This window comes from Brevibacterium yomogidense, from assembly GCF_016107685.1.
Lineage (GTDB): Bacteria > Actinomycetota > Actinomycetes > Actinomycetales > Brevibacteriaceae > Brevibacterium > Brevibacterium yomogidense.
In genome coordinates this window covers 516,138-537,536 of sequence record NZ_JABASY010000001.1, presented here as the reverse complement: position 1 = coordinate 537,536, position 21,399 = coordinate 516,138, and the positions used below count along the sequence as shown (strand labels likewise).

The window sequence follows — 21,399 nt, the reverse complement described above, 5'->3', positions numbered from 1 at the left end:
ATCGTGGACGTCAACTGTGCCTGCGCTTCCGGGCAGAGATATCCTCACACCCTCCCTTGCGACGCTACTCAAATATATTTATCCGGTCAAGGACTTCCCTCACCCCTTGACCTTTCGCCGAAAGCAAATATATTTGAAGGCACGGAAGGGTGCCCCGAGGCGTCCAGCACGCCTCCAGAACGCCCTCCGCGCACGGAACGCCACACCTTCAACGACGAAGCAGAGCGAGGGAGATTCCGATGGCCGCTCCTGATATGAAAGTCCACATCCTCGACACGGGGACGATGGAAGCCGACCGCACATGGCTGCTGCTGGCTCCGCACTCCGTCATCAAGACCCGCGAGCACAAGAACGATCCGCGCGCCTGGGGGCAGGTCCCCACACACGCGGTCCTCATCGACCACCCCGACGGGAAGATCCTGTGGGACACCGGGGTCCCCCGGAACTGGCGACAGCACTGGGAGCCCACCGGCTTCCACGAATTCTTCCCCGTGCTCGACGACCCGGACGGCGACTCCGGCTACCTGGATTCGAGCCTGTCGCAGATGGGGCTCGCACCCGACGACATCGACCTGCTCGTCCTGTCGCACCTGCACTTCGACCACGCCGCGAACGCGAAGATGTTCGACAACGGCAAGACGCGGATCGTCACGAGTCAGGCGGAGCTCGACGGGGTCGCAGGCATCACCGGCTACAACCAGGGCGCACACATCCCTGACGACTACAAGGGGCTGAACATCGGCGGGATCACGGGAGACGACGAGATCGTCCCCGGCGTCTCCGTCATCCAGACCCCCGGACACACGTGGGGGACGATGTCGCTGCGCGTGGACCTGCCGAACGAGGGGACGAAGATCTTCACCTCGGACGCGGTGTACATGGAGGAGTCGTACGGCCCGCCGGCGATCGGCGCCGCGATCGTGTGGAGCAGCCTCGACTGGCTCGCGTCCGTGGAGAAGCTGCGCCGCATCGAGCAGGAGACAGGTGCGGAGATGATCTTCGGCCACGACGAGGCCCAGCGTCAGACGTTCAAGATGGGACCGGACGAGTACTACTCATGATCCTCTACGACTTCCGATGCGACAGTGACCATCGCTTCGAGGCGGGCGTCGCCTCGATGTCCTCCCCCGCCCCGGACTGCCCGGACTGCGGGCAGTCCTCGCGCCGCATCCTCACGACGGTGAGGACCAGCGGGTTCGCGTCCGCCGGGCGCAGCCGTGAGGAGATGCCCAAGAGCTGGAAGGGCATGTCCGGCGGCGATCCGGGCGCCGTGGACTACTGGCGCCGTTCGATGGAGAAGCGGGAGAAGCTCGAGGAGCGCTACCCGGAGTTGGGCGGCGATCGCCGGCCGATCCTCGCGCACGAAGGGATCTTCCAGGGCAGGCCGCTGCGTGCCGGTGACGACATCGGCGCCTCCGTGGAGGCCGCTGTGAAGGCGGACTCGGCGCAGAAGGCGGCGGCCGCAGAGGGGAGGCCCGACGGCGGCTCGGCGACGAAGACCGCGAATCCCGCCGGGACCTCGGCGAGGGGGTCGGGAAAGCCGGCGGGCGCCTCGGCGAAGGGATCCGGGGCGACACAGGGAGGTGCGTCACGACGATGACCCAGACACCCGCGTTCATCGACGGTGAGTCAGTGACCGGTGCGGAGACGTACGAGAACGTGGACCCGGCGGACGGACGCGTCATCGGTGAGGTGCTGCGGGGAACCGCGGACCACATCGACGCAGCCGTCGCCGCGGCCCGCCGCGCGCAGCCGGCGTGGGCGGGCACGAAGCCGGAGCACCGCGCGGACGTCGCACAGGCGTTCGCCGCACTGGTGCTCGAGCACGTCGACGAACTGGCGACGCTCGACTCGGAGGACACGGGGAAGCCGATCTCGCAGGCGCGCACCGACGCGCAGGTGACCGCACGGTACTTCACGTTCTACGGTCGTGCGATCGACTCCTACTACGGTCTGCAGCTGCCGGTCGATCCGGCGTTCCACGTGTACACCCGCCGCGAACCCCTGGGCGTGTGCGGCAGCGTCATCGCGTGGAACTACCCGCTGCAACTGTTCGGCCGTGCGGTCGCGCCCGCCGTCGTCACCGGGAACGCGGTGGTCCTCAAACCCGCGGACGAGACCCCTCGGTCCGCCGTCCACCTGGCCGAACTGGCCATCGAGGCGGGGTTCCCGCCCGGGATCATCAACGTGGTTCCCGGGATCGGCGCCGAGGCCGGGGCCGCCCTGGCAGCCCACCCCGACATCGATCACATGGGCTTCGTCGGCTCCAACCCGGTGGGGAAGCTCATCGCCGGCGCAGCAGCGGAGAACATCGTGCCGACCACCCTCGAGCTGGGCGGGAAGTCCCCGCACGTCGTCTTCCCCGACGCGGACCTCGACCGGGTCGTCACCTTCGCGACGAAGGGGATCCTGCAGAACGCGGGACAGACCTGCTCCGCCGGATCGCGGCTGCTCGTGCACAGCTCCATCGAGGACGAGCTGCTGGGCAAGCTGCGGGCGTCGTTCGAGGAGACCTCGCTGGGGCCGGGTTCCGCGGACCCGGACCTGGGACCGCTCATCTCCCGGAAGCAGCAGGATCGGGTGACGGGGATGGTGGAACGGGCCTCGGGCCAGGTGATCACGGGCGGGGCGGCACCTGAGGGAGGCGCGTTGGGGCAGGGCGCGTACTTCAGCCCCACACTCATCGCGGGAGTCGAACCGGACGCGGAGATCTTCCGCGAAGAGGTGTTCGGCCCCGTCCTCGTGGCGCGGACGTTCGACACGGAGGACGAGGCGGTCGAACTCGCCAACAGCACGGACTACGCACTCATGGCGGCCGTGTGGACACGCGACTCCTCCCGGGTGCACCGGCTGGCAGCACGTGTCCGCGCAGGTCAGGTCTACGCGAACGCGTACGGGGCCGGCGGAGGGGTCGAATACCCGTTCGGCGGCTTCGGGAAATCCGGCTACGGTCGGGAGAAGGGCTACGAATCACTCGACGCCTACACGGCGACGAAGACGGTGCTCGTGAGCCTGTGACAGTGGGATGCGGGGCGGTCGGCGGACACGTCGACCGCCCCGCATCCTGCTGAGGTGCGGGAGCGCGGGTGTCGCGGACGGAGAGAACGGACGAGAAGTGGAACGAATCAGCGACATCTCCGAGAACGACCGGGCGACCGAACAGGACAGGCGCTATGGCACCTCGGCGTCGATCGTCGCGTCCGACGTCGGAGAGAACATCATCTCCGGGCACCTGCCCCCGGGAAGCTCCCTGCGGGTCCATCAGCTGGCCTCGCAGTACGAGATGTCGCTGACCCCCGTGCGGGAGGCGATGCAGCGGCTCGTCACGGAAGGGCTCGTCGCCCGCAGCCCCGGGGTGGGGTTCGCCGTGGCCCCGCTGACGGCGGACGACATCCGCGACGTGTTCCTCACTCTGGGATTCGTGAGCGGTGAGCTGGCGGCCCGCGCGGTCGGGGTGCTCACGGATGCCCAGCGGGCGGAGCTGCGCGCGCTCCACCACGAGTCGATCGCGATGCTCCACCGGGATGCGGCCCACGGCCTGGATGCGCGGAACAGGGAGTTCTACTCGATCATCAACCACGCGTCGGAGTCACCGAAGCTGCGGTGGACCGCCGGTCTCTGCATCCGCTACGTCCCGCGCTCCCTGTACTCCGACGTCCCGGGCTGGCCGGACATCACCGTGGGCGGTCAACGCGATGTCCTCGAAGCGATCGACACCCAGGACGCCGAGGCCGCCAGAGCCGTCACACGCGACTTCCACCAGCGCGCCGGCGATGCGCTGGCGGAGAGCTTCTCCGAGAATCTCCGCGCACGGTCCGCATCGTAGGCGCGAAGCGGGACGTACGCCACGGCGCTCCCCGGGCGCCCCATCGGCGCTCCGCGCTCGCGGGTGGGGCCCCCGGGTGCCCCCATTGGCGCTCCGCGCTCGCGGGACCAGTTACTGGTCCGGAGGACACCCGAACTCGCATGCCCTCCGAACCGGTAACTGGTCCCGTGGGAATCGGACTGCCTCACCCCCTGCCCGCACCCACTCCCCGCGCACTTCCACTCCCTACCCACACCCCCTCCTTGCACACCCCCCACTCATCGCGCACTCCCCTCTCTGCGCCCCCACTTGAGGTCACAGGAAGCGGCTGTCGCGACGCTGTCTCCACAGAGACGCGAGCAGTCTTGTCGCGGCGTCGACGGCCTGGGACCGTCTGCCCATGACTGCTCTACTCACCCGGACCGCGATCGACCGGGCGGGACTCACCCGTCCAGAGCTCGAGGCGGTGCTCCGGTGCTGCATGACACGAATACGTCGCGGCGTGTACGTCATCCGGCGCGAGTGTCCGTCCGAGGAGCACAAGCGGCTCCGGACGATCGCGGAACCGCCGATGAACGGTGCCGAATCGGACATCGACCGGCCCGGACTCCGTGGGCATACAGCGAAGCTCCGAGTCGTCGTCCAGTCCTACTCCAGGTCACTCCCCGAAGGCAGTGCGTTCTCTCATCTATCGGCGGCATTGCTCTGGGGTCTACCCGTCACTCGGCCGATCCAGCATCGGGCCGAGGCGATACACCCTTCTCGATCACGTGAGTACAGACAGCTCAGGTTGCGTAAGCGCACGCTGCCCGACGACGACGTGACCACGCTCGACGGTGCCCGCGTGACCACGGTGAGAAGAACGCTCATCGATGTCGCGCACGACTACCCGCTCGACATCTCCGTGCCGATGATCGACCACGCGTTGCGGGCGGGTCTCGTCAGCTCGCCGGAAGTCGCCGAGATCAGTGATGCATTCTCTTCTCGCAAAGGCGCGCCCCGTGCCCGGACGGCGTTCGCACTCTCCGATGCCGTCCGCGAATCCCCTGCGGAATCGATCTGTGCGGTCCGCTTCCACGAACTCGGGATGGAGGGTTTCATCGCCCAAGTGGAGTTTCGAGACGAGACAGGAGTATTCATCGCACGAGTCGACTTCGCACACCGTGAGGCGCGGGTGATCGTCGAGGTCAACGGAGAGATCAAATATGTGGATGGCGACGCGGGGGCACAACGCGCTCGGCGCGAGAGGCGGCGGGACTACAGGCTGCGGAACCTCGACTATCGGGTCTTTCAGCTTGGATGGCCAGACCTCTTCAAGACCGAAGCATTCACCGAGATCAGGCGTGCCGTGTCCGCTCGACATCGCGATCGGTGATGTCACCGCGTGAGAGGAGAGCACCCCTCGCGGTGGCCTCTCGCTGTGGCCCCTCGCAGTGCCCCTTCGCGGTGCCCCCTCGCAGCGCCCCCTCGCAGCGCCCCCTCGCACTGCCCCCTCGCAGCGCCCCCTCGCAGCGCCCCCTCGCAGTGCCCCCCTCGCAGTGCCCCCCTCGCACTGCCCCCTCGCACTGCCCCTTCGCGGTGCCCCATGGGGTGAGTCGCCAGAAAGGTGCGCGTCGCTCGCAGCGAGTGACCACGAGGGGTGGGCCGCCACGAAGGTTCAGCCGTCGAGAAGGCCACCGTCTCGAACGATGTTTTACCCAGGGACCAGTTACCGGTCCGGAGGACAGGCGAGTTCGGGTTCCCTCCGGACCGGTAACTGGTCCCGCGCTGCACGGAGGCCCTCCGGAACCACCCCACGCTGTGCTGAGCCCCGTCACCACCCGTCCCACGTGGATCAGTGACGGACCGCCCCGGATCGTATGATCAGCCCATGGCCCTGACGGATGCAGCACTCACGAAGATCAAGGACCTCATCTCCTCCGGTGAGCTGTCGCCGGGCCAGCGCCTGCCTCCGGAGAACGAGCTGTCCGCGATGCTGGGGCTGTCCCGGAACTCTCTGCGCGAGGCGGTGAAGGCGCTCGAATTCATCAACGTCCTCGAGGTGAAGCGCGGCAACGGAACGTTCGTCGCGGAGCTCACGGGCCAGCAGCTGCGCGAGGCTATCGGCTTCGTCGTCGAATTCCACGCGTCGAACGCGATCGAGGAGATCCTCGCCGTCCGCCGCATCCTCGAAGCGCAGTCGGCGTACCTCGCAGCGACCCGCATCACGGACGAGCAGATCGCCACCCTGTGGCAGACGATCGAGGACACGAACGAGGACGACATCGACTCACTCGTCGCCCACGACGTCGACTTCCACCGGACGATCGCGGACGCGTCCGGCAACAGCTATCTGGCGGGCATCCTCGATGCCGTCTCCGTCAACACCCGGCGGGCTCGCACGTGGCGCGGCATCACGCAGACGGGTGCGATCGACGCGACGATGCAGGAACACCGAACGATCATCCGTGCTCTGGAGTCGCGTGACCCGGACACCGCACGCGCGGCGATGACGGTGCACCTGGCCGGCCTCGAGCAGTGGGTGAGCCACGCCGGCGATGCGTGAAGCGGCTCAGCCGCTCTTCCTCACCCCAGCGCCGCGGGATCGAACGCCACCAGCCCCTGCTCCACCGCGGCGGACCAGAATCCTTCCGGGATCTGCGCCGCGGTGTGTGCGAGGTTGCTCTCGACCTGTTCGCGGGTGCGCATGCCCAGGGTCACGTTCGTGATCGCGGGGTCCCGTTCGACGAACGCGATCGCTGCGGCCGGCAGCGTCGTGCCCCACTTCTCCGCCAGATCGGCCAGCGCCTGCGCGCGGTCGAGGATCGCCTTCTCCGCCGGCTCGTAGTTGTAGGTGGCGTGGACCGCCGGATCCCGGTTCGCGAGGATCCCGGAGTTGTACACGCCCACATCGACTATCCCCACGCCCCGCGATTCGCAGGCCGGGATGAGGTCTTCGCGCGCGCTCTGGTCGAGCAGTGTGTAGCGTCCCGCCAGCATGATGACGTCGATGTCCGTCTCCGTGACGAACCGGTGGAGCATCTCCCACTGGTTCATGCCCGCGCCCCACGCGCCGATGATCCCCTCGTCCCGCATCCGCTCGAGCTCCGGGACGGCACCGTCGACGGCTTCGCGCCAGTGGTCGTCCGGGTCGTGGATGTAGACGATGTCGACCCGGTCCAGGCCCAGCCGCTCGAGTGATTCCTCGAGCGACCGCCGCACACCGTCCGCCGAGTAGTCACGCACGCGCATGCGATCGCCGGGCACCGCGAAGCCCTCGTCGTCCGTGTCCTGTGGCGCGTCCGCGGGCCGGATGAGACGTCCCACCTTCGTCGACAGCAGGTATTCGTCCCGCGGCTTGTCGCACAGGACCGCGCCCAGTCGACGCTCCGACAGCCCGAGGCCGTAGTGCGGCGCGGTGTCGAAGTACCGCAGGCCGCCCTCCCAGGCCGCGTCGATCGCCGCGGTCGCCGTGTCGTCGTCGATCGCGCGGTAGAGGTTGCCGACGGGCGCGCCGCCGAACCCCAAGCCGATCGAGCGCAGCCTCTCCACCGTCTCGTTCGTCTTCATCGGTACTCCTCGTGTCCTCGCTGTGGTGCCCGGCGGTCCGGGCGCTCTCAGATTCCGTAGAACCGCTGTGCGGTGGCACCCAGGACCTGTGCGGCCCCGGGTGCGTGCGCGACGACGGCGCGCGCCCAGTCCGCCCGCGTCACTCCGCGGGGCAGGGTGGACACGGGGTGGTCCGTCCCGAACATGCTGCGTTCCGGCCCGAACTCCTCGATCGCCGGCGTCGCGTAGTCGCGCACCATCCGCGCGAGGTCGTCCGCGTCCACCGGCCCGCTCATCTGGCCGGGCAGGCCGGACACCTTGACGTGGACGCCGGGGATCGCTGCGAGGGCCGCCAGCCCGTCCCTCCAGGTCGCATCCGCGCCCGAGGCCGCACCCACCTCACTGCCCACACCCGGCTTGCCCACCTGGTCGCCCTGGTCCGATGTGCCCGCCTGGTCACCCGGATTCGGGTGCCCGACGTGATCGCCCGGGTTCAGGCTCCCGACGTGATCGCCCAGGTCGGGCTTGCCGACGTGGTCGAGGACGATGCCCGCGGCATCACCGCGGACCTCCGCCACTGCCGTGAGCAGACTGACGAGCTCGTCGAGCTGGGAAGCCCGGACGCACAGATCGACGGTGAGCCCGCGTTCCCGGGCGGCCAGGATGCCCGCGAGCCTCTCCGGGGCGCCGATCGCCCCGGCGGGGAGCCCCTCGAAATTGTCGCGCACACCGCAGACGAAGTCATCGGCGGCATAGGCGTCCAAGCGCGGGAGCAGATCTGCATCCGTGTAGTCGACGGCCGCGACCATCGCCCGCAGGTGCGGGTGATCCGCGGCCAGCGCTCGCACCCACCCGATCTCGTCGTCCCACTGGTCGGGCCGAGCCCCGGCCTCGACGACGACGGCAGCCGGACGCACAGGTGGGGCGGCCTCGGGCGTGGGGGCGGCGGGCTGGGACCCGACGTGCTCAGGGGCAAGGGCCCCGGGCGTGGGGGTCTGCTCCCACGGGTCGTCGGGCAGGGAGGTCGCTGGCAGGTCGCGTCCCTCCATCCACGGGTACGCGAGGGCGGACCGGTCCCACAGGTGCAGGTGCGCATCGACCAGGAGTGCCGCGTCGTCCGTGGGTGCAGTGGCCGGGGAGTCGCCGCTCATGCCGTGCGCACCCCGATCGTGAGCAGCAGGTTCGCGTACTGCCGCTGGTCGGCGGTCGCCACGACGACGGCCACGTCGGCACCGCGCGCCGCGTCGTAGAACGCGAACCGCTCGTGGCCTGCGAAGGCGGCGCCCGGCAGGAGGGCGCGGTAGTCGGCGACGACAGAGGCCTCGGCGGACTCCGCCGTCAGCATGATCTCCGCCGCCTCGACCGGCACCGTGCGCACGAGCGGTTCGAGCACCTGCGTGACCGTGAGGACCCCCGGCGTGAGGTTGAGGTGGATCCGCTCCGCGCCGGCCGGCGCACCCGTGTTGTGCGGGTAGTTGCCGTCCGCCAGGAGGATCTTCGTCCCGTGCCCGCTGCGGGCCAGCGCCCGCAGCAGATCGGGGTGGACGATGTCGGTGTGCAGCACGGTCGTCAGCCTTCCCGCCAGTGGGCCTCGATCTCCTCGAGGGAGCGTCCGCTGGTCTCCGGCACGCGGGTCATCACGTAGAAGAGTCCGACCGCGGACAGGACGGCGAACACGCAGAACACCACCGGTCCGTAGCGCTCCAGTGCGACCGGGAACGCCGCGGCGAAGATCGCGTTCATCGTGTACTGGAGGAACGTGATCACGCCCATTCCGATCGCGCGGACCCGCAGAGGCAGGACCTCCGGGACGTAGAGCCAGAACACCGGCCCCAGACCGATCCCGAACGCGAACGTGTAGAAGAACACCGCGGCGATCGAGATCGTCCCGGCATCGGGGAAGAGCCACAGTGCCGCCATCGCGATCGCCTGGCCGCCCAGGGAGATCGCCAGCAGCTTCACGCGCCCCAGCTTGTCGATGATGGGCAGCGCGATCGCGGTCGAGACCACCAGCGCGGTGCCCACACCGTAGTTCGCGATCATGCCCGCGTTCGCGCCCATGGAGTCGACGTTCTGGAAGATGATCGGTGCATAGTAGACGACCGCGTTGATGCCGGTGAACACCTGGAAGAACGTGAGCACGACCAGCACGATGAGCGGCTTCCGCGCAGAGGTGACGAGCGCCGAGACCCCGGCGTCCTGCTGGCGCAGGCTGCTGCGGATCTCCGCCGCCTCCGCCTCCGCGTAGTCGTCACCGCCGCGCAGCGACTTGAGGATCGCGAGTGCGTCCGCGTCACGGCCCCGGGTCATGAGCCAGCGCGGCGAGGCGGGGGCGATGATCATGCCGATGAGGAACACGATCGCGGGGAACGCGCCGATGCCCAGCATCCACTGCCACGAACCCGACTCCTGGAACACGTCGCCCACGATGTAGGCGCACAGGATGCCCACGTTGACGGTGAGCTGGTACATGCCGGTGAGCATGCCCCGGATGCGGGTGGGCGCCAGTTCGGACAGGTAGATGAGCCCGAACATGTTCGCGATGCCGACGGCGAGCCCCAGGAAGAAGCGTGCCCCCATGAGGAACTCCGGTGTGGGGGCCAGCGCGTTCGCGATCGACCCGACGACGAAGATGACGGCGCCCACGATGAGGATGTGACGACGGTCGAACCGCCGGGACGCCAACGTGCCTCCGACGATCGCCGGCAGAGCACCCCACAGCAGCAGGGAGGTGATGAGCCCCTGCTGCTGGGAGGTCAGCCCGAACTGGTCGGTCAGCGGCGGCAGCGCTCCGGAGATCGCCCCGGAGTCGTAACCGTAGAGCAGACCGGAGAAGCCTGCGAGCACCGCGATGAAGTAGACCTTCCGCGGGATGGGCTCCTGGGAGTGGTCACGGACGAGGGTGGGCGCCTGTGTGGCCGCCTCGCCGCTGGCGTCGTCGCGCATCAGCGATTCCTTCCTGAAGGGGAGTGCCCTGCTGGGCGGGTGTGACCGGGTGGGTCAGTGGGCTTCGGCCCAGACCTCGCCCGTGGGGTAGAGGTGGGTCGTGATGCTCTCCTCGTGCATCTGGGCGCCGCTGCCGGGCAGCGCGGGCGGCCAGTAGCGGCCGTCGCGCACGTCGACGGGTTCGACGAAGTGCTCGTGGAGGTGGTCGACGAATTCGATGACCCGGCCGTCGGACTCCCCGGAGACCGCGATGAAGTCGAACATCGACAGGTGCTGCACGATCTCGCACAGTCCCACACCGCCGGCGTGGGGGCAGACCGGGACGCCCTTGTGCGCGGCGAGCAGCAGGATGGCGATGTTCTCATTCACGCCTGCGACACGGCACGCGTCGATCTGGAGGACACGCAGCGCCTCCGCGTCGAGGAACTGCTTGAACATGATCCGGCTCTGGCAGTGCTCGCCGGTCGCGACGGGAATGGGGTCGATGCCACGCTGGATCTTCGCGTGCGCGAGCACGTCGTCCGGGCTGGTCGGCTCCTCCACCCAGTGGATGTCGAACTCCGCGAGGTCGTTGATCCAGTCGATCGCCTCCGCCACGTCCCACCGCTGGTTCGCGTCGACGGCGATGGGGAAGCCGTCGCCACACACCTCGCGGGCGATGCGCAGACGTCGGATGTCGTCGTCGCGGTCCGCACCCACCTTGAGCTTGATCTGGGGGAAGCCCGCGTCGATCGCCTCACGGCACAGGCGCGCGAGCTTCTCGTCGCTGTAGCCCAGCCACCCGGGGGTGGTCGTGTAGGCGGCGTAGCCCTCCGCGCGCAGGCGGGCGATGCGCTCCTCGCGCCCCTCCGCGCCGCGCCGCAGGATGGCGAGCGCGTCCTCCTCCGTCATGACATCGGACAGGTAGCGCAGGTCCGTGAGACCCAGCAGCTCCTCGGGAGACATGCGGGCGAGCAGCTCCCACAGGGGCAGACCCGCGCGCTTGGCCTTGATGTCCCAGAACGCGTTGACGACGGCCCCGATCGCCATGTGCATGACGCCCTTCTCCGGGCCCAGCCAGCGCAGCTGCGAGTCGTGGACGAGTTCGCGCCAGAAGGCGCCCATGTCGTCGAGGATCGGTTCGACCTCACGCCCCACGAGCGTGGTCGCGAGCGCGGAGATCGCCGCGCACTCCACGTCGTTGCCGCGGCCGATCGTGAAGACGAACCCGTGGCCGTCATGGCCGTCACCCGCGTCCGTGCGGACGACCAGGTACGCGGCGGAGTAGTCCGGGTCCGGGTTCATCGCGTCGGAACCGTCGAGTTCGCGCGAAGTGGGGAATCGGACGTCGTGGACGTCGATGTCGACGATGTAGCTCATGCGCCTCTGCTTTCAGCGTTCGTGCGATTTCCGCACACATCCCATGTCTACGGCGCTTTCAGTGTCGAAACGCACCGGAGTGACTCAGTTCGCAGTTAAACATAGGATGTCTACGCCGTCAAAGTGACCCGCTTCACCTGTCAGAGAACGACGACGGGCGCCTCCCGATGTCGGGAGCCGCCCGTCGCACGGCCCAGCGGACCGTCAGATCACCGCCGTTGCACAGCTCACCGGACGGCCAGATCGCCGCCGCTGCACGGCCCCATCGGGCCGCAAGCTCACCGCACGGGGCGGTGGTGCCTCATTCGGCCCGGAGGCGCAGCCCCTGCATCCCGCCGTCGACCGCGATCGACGTGCCGGACACGGCAGAAGCGGCAGGCGACGCCAGGTACGCGATGGCCGCCGCGACCTCGTCCGCGGTCACCAGGCGACCGCTGGGCTGGCGTGCGCTCAGCGCAGCCCGCTCCGCGGCGGGATCCGGCGCGGAATCGAGCAGGCGCCCCACCCACGGGGTGTCCGCGGTGCCGGGGTTCACGCAGTTGACGCGGATGCCCTCACGCAGGTGGTCCGCCGCCATCGCGAGCGTGAGCGAGTAGACGGCGCCCTTCGACGCCGAGTACAGCGCGCGCTGCGGGAGCCCTGCGGTGGCGGCGACCGAGCAGGTGTTGACGACCGCGGCGTGCGCGGACTTCCGCAGGTGCGGCAGCGCGGCGCGTGTGACGCGGACGATGCCCAGCACGTTCACGTCGAGGACGCGGTGCCACTCCTCGTCGGCGTTGTCCTCGACGGATCCCTGCGCGCCGATCCCGGCGTTGTTGACGACCACGTCGATGCCGCCGAACTGGGCGACGACCGCGTCGACGCCCGCCCGCACGGACGCGTCGTCGGTGATGTCGACCGTCTGCGCGAAGTGTTCGGTCACGCCCGCCGTGTTGAGGTCGAAGACGGCGACGTTCGCGCCCAGCTGCGCGAGTTCCGCCGCAGTGGCCGCGCCGATCCCGGACGCGCCGCCGGTGACGACGGCGGTCAGGCCGGTCATGTCGAATGCCATGGAGTTCTCCTCGGGAGTGTGGAGTGGTGGGGTGTCGGAGACGGCTCAGGCCTGGGAGAAGACCTGGCGCTGGCGGCCCAGCCCCTCGATCTCGACCTCGACGACGTCGCCCGCCTTCAGGTACGGGAAGCGACCGGAGAGCGCGACGCCCTCCGGGGTGCCGGTGAGGATGACGTCTCCGGGCTCCAGCTGCATGTACTGGCTGAGGTCGAGGACGATCGCCTCGACGTCGAAGATCATGTCGCGCGTGTTGGAGTCCTGGCGGACCTCGCCGTTGACCCAGCTGCGGATCCCCAGCGCGTGCGGATCGATGTCGTCCGCCGTGACGATCCAGGGTCCCAGCGGGGAGAAGCCCGGAGCACTCTTGCCCTTGGACCACTGGCCGCCTGACACCTCGGCCTGGAAGGCGCGCTCCGACAGGTCGTTCGCCACGACGTAGCCGGCGATCGCCTCTGCCGCCTGGTCCTTCGACTCGAGGTAGGAGACCTGCTTGCCGATGACGACGCCCAGCTCCACCTCCCAGTCGGTCTTCTGCGCGTTCTTCGGGATGAACGCCTCGTCGTAGGGGCCCGCGAGGGTGTTGGGGTGCTTGAAGAAGACGATGGGGTTCTCCGGCGGCTCCGAGCCGGACTCCGCAGCGTGGGCCGCGTAGTTCTGACCGATGCAGATGACCGCCTGTGGCCGCGCCAGCGGGGATCCGATCCGCGCGCCGTCCTCCGCCGAGAATGCCGTGAGGTCGCCCGCTTCCACCGCTGCGCGGAGCTTGTCCGGCCCGCCGCCGGCGAAGAACGCCGGATCGAACGCACCGGTGACAGGCGAGGCGTCGAAGTCCTTGCCGTCGATCGTGACGACGGGCGTCTCCGCGCCCTTGGGTCCTGATGTCCACAGCTTCATGAGATGTTTCCTTTCACCGGGTACGAGATGCAGGCCGGATGGGATGCAGGCTGATGAGGTGCAGGCCCAGGAGGATCCGCGACCACGCCACGGCACGCGAGCCTTCCCCACAACTGTATAGGAAAGCGAGATTTTGTATAGATCGCCTGGTGGCGCGGGCGCTCATCTCTCCGCTAGCGGGAGGGTCCGTCGTGCCGCCCCCGTGCGATCTGCCGCCCCCGTGCGATCTGCCGGCAGGATCCGGCCCGTGGGCACACGGTCCAGGCCCGGGCGGCCGGATGTGCGCCCTTCGATCTGGGGGACGAACCGCTCCAGCGAGTTCGCCAGGTGCAGGCGCATCGCCTGCTCCGCCTCCTCCGGGCGGCACGCTGCGATCGCCGCGGCGATCGCAGCGTGCTCCTCGAGTGTCGCGTCCGCGTGGTCCGTGAGCATCTGCGTGCCCTCGATGTCGTCCCCGTAGAGGCGGAACAGGTGCAGCTGCGCGTGGAGGCTCCCGAATGCGGAGGCGAGGAACGCGTTGCCCGTGGACCGCTGGACGAGCGCGTGGAACTCCTCGTCGTGGGCGGCGAGGTCCGTGCGGGTGGTCGCGCCCGCGCCGCGGAAGTCGCCGACCAGGCGACCCAGCCGGTCCCCCGGGTTCGTCATCCGGTCGACGGACAGGACGCGTGCGGACCACGGCTCCAGGAGCATCCGCACTTCGAACATGTGCCGGAACTCCGTCTCGTCCAGCAGCGCGGTCGTCGAGTACCCGCGCCCTTTCGCGCGTTCGACGAGCCCGTCCCCCTCGAGATGGTGGAGCGCCTCCCGCACGGGGGTCTGCGAGACCCCCAGTTCCTGCACGAGCGAGTCGATCGTGATCTTCTCGCCCGGTGGAATCTCGTTCCGCACGATCTTCGCGCGGATGAGGTCGTAGACGCTCGCGTCCTCCGTCGTCATTCTTCTGCCGTCACTCTTCCGTCCACAGTCAGCGGTCGCCCGGCGCACCCCTCGGTGCGCCGCACGTCACCGCCCGGTGAGGTCCAGCGCCGCCCCTGTGACGGAGTCCGCATCGATGCCGTGCAGCCGATGAGCCTCCGCCACGGACGAGGCCTCGCCGAACCGGGTCACCCCCAGGTTACGCGTGCGGTCGCCGCGGACCCCCGCGAGGAAGGCGAGTGTGTGCGGGTGTCCGTCCATGACCGTCACCAGCGGTGCCGGCGCGTCGGAGGGGAACAGTTCGTCGACGATCGCGCTCCGGCGGGACACCGCCACGTCGGTGCGGTCCTGCATCGAGCGGAACAGGAGGGACGGGCTCGTCACGCAGACGACCCCCGCGCGCACGCCCAGCCCTTCCAGCCGTGCGGCCGCTGCGAGCACCTCGGTCATGATCGCGCCCGCACCCACGAGCGTCACCGCGTCCTCCGACGCCGGATGCTCGCTCAGCCGGTAGCCGCCCGCCAGGACGCCGCGGCGGCGGCGCTCCCGCAGGACCGGGTCGTCGGGCACTCGGGCGAGCGACTGGTCGACGGGTCGCGTGCTCAGCCGGAAGTACGCGGCCTCGCCCCCGTCGGACTCCGGCAGACCCAGCCGGCGCATCGCCTCGAGCAGCGTCCACTCGAGGTCCTGCGCGAACGCGGGCTCCCAGCTGGTGAGCCCCGGCACCTCGAGGGTGACCGACGGGGTGTTGAACGACTGGTGTGCACCGCCCTCCGGTGCGAGCGTCACGCCCGACGGCGTTCCGACGACGATCGACCGGCCACCCGCGTACAGGCTGAACGTCCACGGCTCCAGCGCCCGGTTGATGAAGGGGTCGTAGATCGTCGCGATCGGCAGCAGGTTCCTCCCCCACCGCTGGCCGGTCGACCCGAGCTCACCCGCGAGTGAGACGAGGTTGACCTCCGCGATGCCCAGCTCGATGTGCTGGCCGGCCGCGGTCTCCCGCCACCGCATGACGCGCTCGCGGTCGTCGGCGAACCAGTCCGCCCGCCCCGCGATCGACCAGACGCCGGTCTTGTTGATCCATCCGCCCAGGTTCGTCGAGGTCGCGACGTCCGGGCTGAGCGTCACCACGTGGTCCGCGACCTCCGGCTGTGCGCGGTGCAGGTCGGACAGGAACCGGCCCAGCGCCGCCTGGGTCGAGGTCGTCGCCTTCGGCGAGTAGCCCAGCTCCACCGGGAACGCGGGAGCCGCCTGCGTCTCCACAGCATCGCGGCGGAGGCGGGCCGCAGCGGTGGCCAGGGCCTCGGCGGCGGGGGTCCCGTCCTCGAACCGGCGCCAGGGGTCGGAAGGATCCGCGCCCGAGGCCTCCGCCAGTTCCGCCATCTGCTCACCTGTCAGCTGGGCTGCGTGGTTGCCGGGGTGCCCCTCCGTCGCGAGGCCGCGGCCCTTGATCGTGTACGCGAAGATCACGGTGGGCCGGGTGTCGTCGATGCGGCCGAACGCGTCGACCAGTTGCGCGAGGTCGTGGCCGGCGAGGTCGCGGACGATCTCCGCGAGGTCCGCGCCGGTGTGGGGCCGCAGCAGCTCCGCGAGGGTGTCGCGATCCTTGCCGTCGAGGCCGGCGAGCAGGCGGTCGCGCACCTCGTCCGGGTGGGAGCGCAGCAGCCGCTGGTACTCCTCGTTCGGCATGTCGCGCATGCGCTGCTCGAAGACGTCGCCGCCGGTCTGGGCGAAGAGGGCGCTGATGCGCTGGCCCCACGTGAGAGTGATGACCTGCCAGTCCGCGGCGGCGAACATGCCCTGCAGGCGCTGGATCTGCACGTCGGGGATGACGCGGTCCAACGACTGCCGGTTGAGGTCGACGACCCAGACGGCCTCGCCCAGACTGCGGACCTCCGGGTCGATGATCGCCTCCCAGACGGCGCCCTCGTCCAGCTCCGCGTCTCCCAGCAGCGAATAGAAGCGGCCGGCAGGAGGCGTGGAATCGGGGAAGCGGTCCTGGAGGTAGCGGTGGGACAGCGCCGCCCACAGCGGTGCGGTCGCCCCGATGCCCACGGACCCGGTCGAGAAGTCGACGGTGTCCGGGTCCTTCGTGCGCGACGGGTAGGGCTGCAGCCCGCCCTTCGCGCGCAGGGTCGTGAGCCATGTCTCGTCGAGGTCGCCCAGGAGGTAGTTGAGCGCGTGGAGGACCGGAGAGGCGTGGGGCTTCACCGACACGCGGTCGTGGGCGGTCAGCTGCGTGAGGTAGAGCGCCGTCATGATGCCCACCATCGACGCGGACGACGACTGATGGCCGCCCACCTTCACCCCGTCCGTGTTCTCCCGGCCCCGGTTCGCAGCGTCGATGATCGACGTCGCGAGCCACAGCACCCGCTGCGCGATCTCGTCGAGCACCTCAGTGCTGGCCGAGGCCCGCAGCGGCCGATCGTTCGCCGTGGGCGGGTCGACCTGCATGGACGTCTCGAACTGGACGCGCTCGTCGTCGTGGACGGGGTGGGCATCGTGCGCGGGGTGGTCGGTCATCGTCCCCTCCGGGAGGTCAGGTGGTGGGCGGTGCGGAGCTGGGTGGTGAACCTGGGCGGCGGCCGCACGAGGGGAGCGGCCACCGCCCGTGTCGGTGCTCAGTCCTCGAAGATGCTGCTGTACGCGTTGAGCGCCAGCTGCCCTCCCAGGTGAGCGTAGAGGACGGTGTTGTCCGCCGTGAGCTCGCCCGCCCGGATGAGGCCGAAGAGACCCGCCATCGACTTCCCCTCGTACACGGGGTCGAGGATGACGCCCTCCTGCTCACCGGTCGTGCGGATCGCTTCGACCGTGGAGTCGTCGGGGATGCCGTAGGCGGGGCCCTCCCAACCCGACCGGATGACGACCTCGTCGTCGCGGATCGCGCGGCCCAGGCCGATCTTCTCCGCTGTCGTGTTCGCGATGCGGGTGACCTGGTCGATCGTCTTGTCGAGTGTCGCCGAGGCGTCGATGCCGATGACGCGGCGCGGCCGGCCTCCCGCATCCTCGATCTCCGCGAAGCCCGCGATCATGCCGGCGTGCGTGGAGCCGGTGACGACGCAGACGATGATCGTGTCGAAGAAGACGCCCAGCTCCTGCTCCTGGGTGACGACCTCGTGCGCCCAGTTCGCGAAGCCCACACCGCCCAGCGGATGCTCGGACGCGCCGGCGGGGATGGGGTAGGGCTTGCCGCCGGATTCCTCGATCTCTGCGAGCGCCTGCTTCCAGGAGTCGCGGATGCCGATGTCGAACCCGGCGTCGTCCAGCTGGACGTCCGCGCCCATGATGCGGGACAGCTCGATGTTGCCGACCTTGTCGTTGACCGGGTCGTCCCAGTCGACCCAGCGCTCCTGCACCAGGCGCGCCTTGAGCCCCAGGTGGGAGGCGACGGCCGCGACCTGACGGGTGTGGTTCGACTGGTAGCCGCCGATCGACACGAGCGTGTCCGCACCGGACTCCAGGATGTCCGGGACGATGTACTCCATCTTGCGGGTCTTGTTGCCGCCGAAGGCCAGGCCGGAGTTCACATCCTCGCGCTTCGCGAAGATCCGCGGGGCGTTCTCGCCGCCCAGATGGCGTGCGAGCCGTGGCAGTTCGTGCACGGGGCTGGGGCCGAAGGTGAGCGGGTAGCGGGGCAGGTCTGCGGTGGCCATGAGTGCCTCTCTCGTCATCGGGGGAGTACATCGTCGGTCAAGTGCGGTGTCGGGGAAGTGCTGCGCCGGGAAGGTGCAGCGTGTGCACGGAATCGGCGGCCGGGAATTGCCCGGCTATCCATTCGATAGTCGCGATATGCGATATATTGCATCCTGCATGTCATACACTGGCACACGTTCAGGGTGGTGTCCAGAGGCCGGCGGCCCCAGAGTGCGGCGGCCTCGGGAGTTCAGCGGCCTCGGCCTCAGCGGTCCAGAGTTCGGCAGGCCAGAGAGATCCCGACAGGCCGGGATCTGGATTTCCGGCCTTCTGCCCGAACGCCAGCTGCCCCGAGGACTTCACCGCCTCGCCCACTACGAAGGAGCTGCCGTGCCCATCCCCGCCACCCCGGGCCTCACCCCGCGCACCCTGCTGCGCGACGACGTGCATCGCAGGATCCGCGATGCGATCGTCCGCGGGGAGCTGCAGCCGGGTGAGAAGCTGCGCGACGGGGAGCTGGGCGAGTGGCTGGGAGTGTCCCGCACCCCTGTGCGGGAGGCCCTCCTGAAGCTCTCGGAGGCGGGGCTCGTGACGGCGAAGCCGGGCAGGGAGACGATCGTCGCGCCGGAGGACCCTGTCGTCCTCGACCACGCCCGCACCATCGCTGCAGAGCTGCACGCGCTGGCGGCACGCCTGGCGGCACCGCACGCGTCAGCGGATGAGGCCGCGATCGCGCGTCTCAGATCCGCGAACAAACGGCTCCGCGGAGCGACCGACCCCGAGGCCGCGATCACCGCTGACACGGACGTCCACGACGTGGTGGTCCGCCTGTCGGGCAACCCGCTGCTGCCCGGCCAGCTCGACACGCTGGTCCCCGTGCTGCTGCGCGCCGAATACCTCCACTTCGACGCGGAGACGGTCGCATCCTCTGCCCGCCAGCACGATGCGATCATCGACGCACTCCTCGCGGGCGACGCGGACCGCGCGGCCGCGCTCACCCGGGAGAACTGGCTCTCTCTGGGCTGACGTCTCCGTGGAGTGTCGGCGGGATGACGCCCACATCGGCGAGTGTCACCTGCCGGCCTTCCCCTTGATCCAGTAAGCCTGCGTGAAGTGGCGAGTGCGGTCCAGACGCCAGACGTCCTTGCAGACGCTGCGGACAGCTTTGACGAGGCCGCGCTCCCCAGCACCCCACACCCACAGGTCCGCAGGGTCGACATCCAGGCGCCGCATCCACGCCGCGAGCTCACCCCCGTGATCGCGTACTGCCGGAACGACCCACGCGGCTTCGAGCTGCGGGTGCGACGACACCGGCAGCCGCGCATGGTGGTCGACGTGCGCATCCTCGATGGCGGCACTCACACGCACGTGGGCGGGGGCGACCTCGATGAGCGAGTTGATCGCCGGGAGCGCCGTGAGGTCTCCGACGACCACCCAGTGAGTGGCATCTTCAGGGATGGACAGGTTCGCCGGGGTGAGCGCGAGTTCGAGCTGCTGCCCGGGCTCGGCCTGCTTCGCCCAGTCGCCCGCGGGCCCCGGCTCGTCGTGGAGGACGAAGTCGACGTCGAACGTGCCCGCGTTCGCGTCGGCCTCGACGAACGTGTAGCCGCGCTGGCTCACGTCACCCGTGCGCTCGTTCGGCACCCAGAGGCGCATCCACAGGGTGGGCGACACTTCAAGGGCGTCCACGAGCTCCGGGCTGTGGAAGCGGATCCGCCTGTAGAGCGGAGTGAAGTCGCGCACCGACACCACCTCGAGGGGGTGATTGGTGATGCGCATGAGGCGCATGAGACCGCGTTCGATGTTCGCCATTGCTCTCCTTGAGACTCGCACCCGACTGCAGTCAGGTTTGCCATACCAAGGGGAACCTTACTTCATGGCGGAGCGCGATCCGCCAGCGCGTCCGTCAGTGCTCCGCGGCCAGCAGTTCCGCGAACGCGTGGGCGACGGGTGTCATCGCGGTCTCGAGTTCCGGCTCCGCCTCCACGACCGGGGCCACGACCTCGTCCACGGTGAGGCCGTCCGGCAGCGATTCGCCCTTCTTCGCCCACCCGCGCACCAGCGCTCCGTCGGCCTCGAGGTGGAACTGCGTGCCCCACGCACGGCCCACCCGGAACGCCTGCACAGGGGCATCCGTCCCGTCGACCAGGTGCACCGCGCCCTCCGGCAGCTCCATCTGCAGGCCGTGCCACAGGACCACGGGGAACTCCGCGGGGGCACGCGAGAAGAGCGGGTCGTCCGCCGCCTCGGCTCGCCGATGCCCGGTCATGAGGCCCACCTGCGGGACGTCGCGGTGGACGACGGGGCGCCCCAGGGCCTCGGCGAGCATCTCGCCACCCAGGCACACGTTGAGGCTCGTGAACTCACCGGCGGCGGATGCGGCCAGCAGTTCGCGCACTGCCGGGAACCAGGGGTTCCGCTCATCGTCGACGGGCCCGTCCTGACCACCCAGCACGATGAGCCCCACACCCGGCTCGCGCAGCTCGTCCAGTGTGGGGATGTGGGCGAGCGCCGCGTCTGCATCGACAGCGCCACAGGCTTTCGCCTCGCGGTAGGGACGACGGACGTCGAGCTGCGCCCCGGCGGCCTCCAGCCAGCGCCCCAGCCGGCGGACGTCCGTCCCGTCCTCGTGCTCGATGACGATGATGCGTGTGCTCATGGTTCCTCCCTCACCCCGGAGGCCGATTCCTCACATTTCAGGGCCAGCACCTACATCCAGTGCCGACCCCCACGTCGCCCGGGTGGCGCCCGACCGACCTCCCCGATCCTGTCACGCCCCACCGCCACGAGACACCGCTCTCAGGTTCGACACCACGCTGCCTGCGGGGTGGTCTCGAACCGGAGCGCGGTGTCTCGTGATCGCCCCTCGGCGGGCGGAACGATCGACTGCCGGAGGTGCTCAGGCGCCCAACGCGGAAGCGACGAGGTTGCTGCCCTCCAGTGCTTCGCCGGCCGTCACGGCCGCCAGCCAGGTGGCGGTGTCGGCGACTGACGCGAAGTTGGAGTTCAGCAGGGTCATGATCGTCTCGTGCACCTGCTGGGCCGGAACATCCCCCTGTGCGTTCGTGAAATTGATGGCGCCGGTCGCGTCGGACAGCACCTCGACGGATACGCCCCGCGTCTCCGCATCCGCTGAGGACACGGCAGGGCATCCACTTCGTCCACTTCGTGGGGCCGGAACCCGAAGCGGCTGATGTCGGAGTCACACTCTGAAACTCTGATCCACACTTGCAGACTTTAGAAGTGAGAGCATCGTTCCACTGTG

The 21,399-nt window shown here is 69.4% G+C and carries 20 protein-coding genes; 7 read left to right on the top strand and 13 right to left on the bottom strand.

The window, feature by feature from the left end; all coding sequences use genetic code 11:
• The first annotated feature begins 239 nt into the window (after positions 1-239).
• From JFC09_RS02280 to JFC09_RS02255, 6 genes are all read left to right on the top strand, one after another.
• Entirely contained in the window at positions 240-1,061 is an 822-nt protein-coding gene (locus JFC09_RS02280) for an N-acyl homoserine lactonase family protein (RefSeq protein ID WP_232483021.1), read from the top strand.
• Positions 1,058-1,600 (top strand): zinc ribbon domain-containing protein, encoded by a 543-nt coding sequence (locus tag JFC09_RS02275; RefSeq protein WP_198392339.1) that lies wholly within the window; start codon positions 1,058-1,060, stop codon positions 1,598-1,600. The genes JFC09_RS02280 and JFC09_RS02275 overlap by 4 nt, the downstream gene beginning before the upstream one ends.
• Positions 1,597-3,018 (top strand): aldehyde dehydrogenase family protein, encoded by a 1,422-nt coding sequence (locus tag JFC09_RS02270; protein ID WP_198392338.1) that lies wholly within the window; start codon positions 1,597-1,599, stop codon positions 3,016-3,018. Before JFC09_RS02275 ends, JFC09_RS02270 begins: the two co-directional genes overlap by 4 nt.
• Positions 3,019-3,115: 97 nt before the next feature.
• Positions 3,116-3,826 carry a GntR family transcriptional regulator gene (locus JFC09_RS02265; RefSeq protein ID WP_198392337.1) on the top strand — a complete coding sequence of 237 codons (711 nt, stop codon included), beginning with the start codon at positions 3,116-3,118 and terminating at the stop codon, positions 3,824-3,826.
• Between the two features lie 379 nt (positions 3,827-4,205).
• A complete protein-coding gene (locus JFC09_RS02260) occupies positions 4,206-5,180 on the top strand; it encodes a hypothetical protein (protein WP_198392336.1) in 975 nt (324 codons plus the stop codon).
• A gap of 495 nt (positions 5,181-5,675) precedes the next feature.
• On the top strand, positions 5,676-6,350 hold the full coding sequence (locus JFC09_RS02255; RefSeq protein ID WP_198392335.1) for a FadR/GntR family transcriptional regulator: 675 nt from the start codon (positions 5,676-5,678) through the stop codon (positions 6,348-6,350).
• Positions 6,351-6,370: 20 nt separating this feature from the next.
• On the opposite strand, the gene JFC09_RS02250 is transcribed toward JFC09_RS02255, so the two are convergent.
• The 10 genes from JFC09_RS02250 to JFC09_RS02205 all read right to left on the bottom strand — a co-directional run bounded on the left by JFC09_RS02250 (position 6,371) and on the right by JFC09_RS02205 (position 18,154).
• Positions 6,371-7,354, bottom strand: a complete 984-nt coding sequence (locus tag JFC09_RS02250) for an aldo/keto reductase (RefSeq protein WP_198392334.1) — start codon at positions 7,352-7,354, stop codon at positions 6,371-6,373.
• 47 nt (positions 7,355-7,401) lie between these two features.
• Positions 7,402-8,484, bottom strand: a complete 1,083-nt coding sequence (locus JFC09_RS02245; RefSeq protein ID WP_198392333.1) for an amidohydrolase family protein — start codon at positions 8,482-8,484, stop codon at positions 7,402-7,404.
• Entirely contained in the window at positions 8,481-8,897 is a 417-nt protein-coding gene (locus tag JFC09_RS02240; RefSeq protein WP_198392332.1) for an RbsD/FucU domain-containing protein, read from the bottom strand. The genes JFC09_RS02245 and JFC09_RS02240 overlap by 4 nt, the downstream gene beginning before the upstream one ends.
• Before the next feature lie 5 nt (positions 8,898-8,902).
• Positions 8,903-10,279, bottom strand: a complete 1,377-nt coding sequence (locus tag JFC09_RS02235; protein ID WP_198392331.1) for a sugar porter family MFS transporter — start codon at positions 10,277-10,279, stop codon at positions 8,903-8,905.
• 54 nt (positions 10,280-10,333) lie between these two features.
• The gene (locus tag JFC09_RS02230; protein WP_198392330.1) at positions 10,334-11,638 is read right to left on the bottom strand and encodes an enolase C-terminal domain-like protein; all 1,305 of its coding nucleotides are present in this window, start codon (positions 11,636-11,638) and stop codon (positions 10,334-10,336) included.
• A 301-nt stretch (positions 11,639-11,939) separates the two neighbouring features.
• On the bottom strand, positions 11,940-12,689 hold the full coding sequence (locus JFC09_RS02225) for an SDR family NAD(P)-dependent oxidoreductase (RefSeq protein ID WP_198392329.1): 750 nt from the start codon (positions 12,687-12,689) through the stop codon (positions 11,940-11,942).
• 45 nt (positions 12,690-12,734) lie between these two features.
• Positions 12,735-13,583, bottom strand: a complete 849-nt coding sequence (locus JFC09_RS02220; protein WP_198392328.1) for a fumarylacetoacetate hydrolase family protein — start codon at positions 13,581-13,583, stop codon at positions 12,735-12,737.
• A 162-nt stretch (positions 13,584-13,745) separates the two neighbouring features.
• Entirely contained in the window at positions 13,746-14,519 is a 774-nt protein-coding gene (locus JFC09_RS02215; protein ID WP_198392327.1) for a GntR family transcriptional regulator, read from the bottom strand.
• 66 nt (positions 14,520-14,585) lie between these two features.
• Positions 14,586-17,024, bottom strand: coding sequence for a transketolase-like TK C-terminal-containing protein (locus JFC09_RS02210; RefSeq protein WP_232483019.1), 2,439 nt, complete (start codon positions 17,022-17,024; stop codon positions 14,586-14,588).
• Between the two features lie 98 nt (positions 17,025-17,122).
• On the bottom strand, positions 17,123-18,154 hold the full coding sequence (locus JFC09_RS02205; protein ID WP_198392771.1) for a 1-aminocyclopropane-1-carboxylate deaminase: 1,032 nt from the start codon (positions 18,152-18,154) through the stop codon (positions 17,123-17,125).
• A 370-nt stretch (positions 18,155-18,524) separates the two neighbouring features.
• On the opposite strand from JFC09_RS02205, the gene JFC09_RS02200 reads away from it, so the two are divergent.
• Complete coding sequence (locus JFC09_RS02200) at positions 18,525-19,160, top strand: GntR family transcriptional regulator (RefSeq protein WP_198392326.1); 636 nt, start codon at positions 18,525-18,527, stop codon at positions 19,158-19,160.
• A gap of 45 nt (positions 19,161-19,205) precedes the next feature.
• Here the strand turns inward: JFC09_RS02200 and JFC09_RS02195 are convergent, their stop codons facing one another.
• The 3 genes from JFC09_RS02195 to JFC09_RS02185 form a co-directional block, all read right to left on the bottom strand.
• Positions 19,206-19,946, bottom strand: coding sequence for a siderophore-interacting protein (locus JFC09_RS02195; RefSeq protein ID WP_198392325.1), 741 nt, complete (start codon positions 19,944-19,946; stop codon positions 19,206-19,208).
• Between the two features lie 94 nt (positions 19,947-20,040).
• The gene (locus JFC09_RS02190) at positions 20,041-20,793 is read right to left on the bottom strand and encodes a type 1 glutamine amidotransferase (RefSeq protein WP_198392324.1); all 753 of its coding nucleotides are present in this window, start codon (positions 20,791-20,793) and stop codon (positions 20,041-20,043) included.
• Between the two features lie 240 nt (positions 20,794-21,033).
• The gene (locus JFC09_RS02185) at positions 21,034-21,276 is read right to left on the bottom strand and encodes a hypothetical protein (protein ID WP_198392323.1); all 243 of its coding nucleotides are present in this window, start codon (positions 21,274-21,276) and stop codon (positions 21,034-21,036) included.
• Between the last annotated feature and the right edge of the window lie 123 nt (positions 21,277-21,399).

Bases quoted from the DNA above. Each gene is read 5' to 3' on its own strand.
- JFC09_RS02280 (WP_232483021.1), top strand. From the start codon at position 240: ATGGCCGCTCCTGATATGAAAGTCCACATCCTCGACACGGGGACGATG.
- JFC09_RS02275 (WP_198392339.1), top strand. From the start codon at position 1,058: ATGATCCTCTACGACTTCCGATGCGACAGTGACCATCGCTTCGAGGCG.
- JFC09_RS02270 (WP_198392338.1), top strand. From the start codon at position 1,597: ATGACCCAGACACCCGCGTTCATCGACGGTGAGTCAGTGACCGGTGCG.
- JFC09_RS02260 (WP_198392336.1), top strand. From the start codon at position 4,206: ATGACTGCTCTACTCACCCGGACCGCGATCGACCGGGCGGGACTCACC.
- JFC09_RS02255 (WP_198392335.1), top strand. From the start codon at position 5,676: ATGGCCCTGACGGATGCAGCACTCACGAAGATCAAGGACCTCATCTCC.
- JFC09_RS02250 (WP_198392334.1), bottom strand. From the start codon at position 7,354: ATGAAGACGAACGAGACGGTGGAGAGGCTGCGCTCGATCGGCTTGGGG.
- JFC09_RS02245 (WP_198392333.1), bottom strand. From the start codon at position 8,484: ATGAGCGGCGACTCCCCGGCCACTGCACCCACGGACGACGCGGCACTC.
- JFC09_RS02235 (WP_198392331.1), bottom strand. From the start codon at position 10,279: ATGCGCGACGACGCCAGCGGCGAGGCGGCCACACAGGCGCCCACCCTC.
- JFC09_RS02230 (WP_198392330.1), bottom strand. From the start codon at position 11,638: ATGAGCTACATCGTCGACATCGACGTCCACGACGTCCGATTCCCCACT.
- JFC09_RS02225 (WP_198392329.1), bottom strand. From the start codon at position 12,689: ATGGCATTCGACATGACCGGCCTGACCGCCGTCGTCACCGGCGGCGCG.
- JFC09_RS02220 (WP_198392328.1), bottom strand. From the start codon at position 13,583: ATGAAGCTGTGGACATCAGGACCCAAGGGCGCGGAGACGCCCGTCGTC.
- JFC09_RS02215 (WP_198392327.1), bottom strand. From the start codon at position 14,519: ATGACGACGGAGGACGCGAGCGTCTACGACCTCATCCGCGCGAAGATC.
- JFC09_RS02210 (WP_232483019.1), bottom strand. From the start codon at position 17,024: ATGACCGACCACCCCGCGCACGATGCCCACCCCGTCCACGACGACGAG.
- JFC09_RS02205 (WP_198392771.1), bottom strand. From the start codon at position 18,154: ATGGCCACCGCAGACCTGCCCCGCTACCCGCTCACCTTCGGCCCCAGC.
- JFC09_RS02195 (WP_198392325.1), bottom strand. From the start codon at position 19,946: ATGGCGAACATCGAACGCGGTCTCATGCGCCTCATGCGCATCACCAAT.
- JFC09_RS02190 (WP_198392324.1), bottom strand. From the start codon at position 20,793: ATGAGCACACGCATCATCGTCATCGAGCACGAGGACGGGACGGACGTC.